2 protein-coding genes are annotated in these 1,450 nt (G+C 68.1%); both read right to left on the reverse strand.

The features are described 5' to 3' along the window. Positions 1 to 133: 133 nt before the first annotated feature. The gene (locus ACWEN3_RS46525) at positions 134 to 508 is read right to left on the reverse strand and encodes an RNA polymerase-binding protein RbpA (RefSeq protein ID WP_010046329.1); all 375 of its coding nucleotides are present in this window, start codon (positions 506 to 508) and stop codon (positions 134 to 136) included. A gap of 266 nt (positions 509 to 774) precedes the next feature. After that, a partial coding sequence (locus ACWEN3_RS46530) for an MFS transporter (protein ID WP_452984490.1) occupies positions 775 to 1,450 on the reverse strand: 676 nt, incomplete at its 5' end.

Consider the following 1,450-nt stretch of genomic DNA (forward strand, 5'->3'; position numbering starts at 1 on the left):
TTCCGATCTGCAGCTCGACCACCATGGCGTCCGACTCCCGGCGGTGCCCGGCCAGGCCGGGCAGGGGTTCTCGTACGAAGGCTCCCCACAGCCGGCTCTGTACGGCGCCCGCGGTCCGTTGTGCGGCTTCCCGCTATGCCGACTTGCGGCTGTCCCGAGGATGAATCGCGATGTTCATCGCCCCCGAGCGCAGAACCGCCAGGCGCTCCTCGAGGACCTCTTCGAGCTCCTCACGGGTGCGCCGCTCCATCAGCATGTCCCAATGGGTACGCGCGGGCTTGGCCTTCTTCTCTTCCGGGCCGTCGCCGTCCACCAGGAGTGCCTGGGCCCCGCAGACCTTGCACTCCCACTCCGGCGGGATCTCCGCCTCGACGGAGAAGGGCATCTCGAAGCGGTGCCCCTTCTCACATGCGTACTCCACGGCCTGGCGCGGGGCCAGGTCGATGCCGCGGTCCGTCTCGTAGCTGGTCACCACGAGGCGCGTACCGCGAAGAGCTCGCTCACTCATGAATCGTGCCTCCCGGGCTTGTCGCCCACAGGACAGGTGTCGCTGTCGTCGTCATCCGGTCAACGTCCGGTCGGCGGTAAAGATTCCCGTTCCGGGCCATGCGTCGCCGTCGTAGCCGCCCCTTGTTCTACCCACAGGCGCCCGGTTTGTCACATCTGCTAGCAGATGTCACCCAGTGTTTCGGCGTCTTTGACGCGCAGTAACGGTACGCCTGGCAGGCCAAACGCGTACACTACCGCCCTTTCGTGTTGAACGCTAAATCGGCGCTAGATCTTCTCAGGTACCGGGTTACCCGCTTCGGCGATCGCACGCCGCACCGGGACCCGGGCGAGCAGGGCGAAGCCGATGACGAAGAAGGCCACCAGCGAGATGATCGCGGAGCGGTAGCTGCCGGTCAGCTGGTAGGTCACGCCGAACAGCAGCGGCCCGAGCCAGCTCATCCCGCGATCGCTCATCTCGTACGCGGAGAAGTACTCGGCCTCCTTCCCGGGCGGCACCAGATGGGAGAACAGCGACCGGGACAGCGCCTGGCTGCCGCCGAGGACCAGGCCGATCCCGCCGGCCAGCACGAAGAAGAACACCGGCGCCTTCGCGGGCAGGAAGTAGCCGGCGCCGAGCGTGAGCGTCCAGGCCACCAGCGAGCCCAGGATCGTCCGCTGGGCGCCGTACACCCGGGCCAGCCGCCCCATCGCCAGCGCTCCCGCCACGGCCAGCACCTGCACCAGCAGCACGGCCACGATGAGCGTCGCCTGCCCGAGCCGCAGCTCCTGGGAGCCGTAGACCGAGGCCTGGGAGATCACCGTCTGGATGCCGTCGTTGTAGATCAGGTACGCGAGCAGGAAGGCCACTCGGGGAGGAGCTGTGACCCCCGCCCCGGCGCCCCTGCTCACCGTGCGCGACCTGCGGGTCGTGATCGGGGGCAGGCACATCCTGCACGGCGTC

Source organism: Streptomyces sp. NPDC004561 (assembly GCF_053602155.1).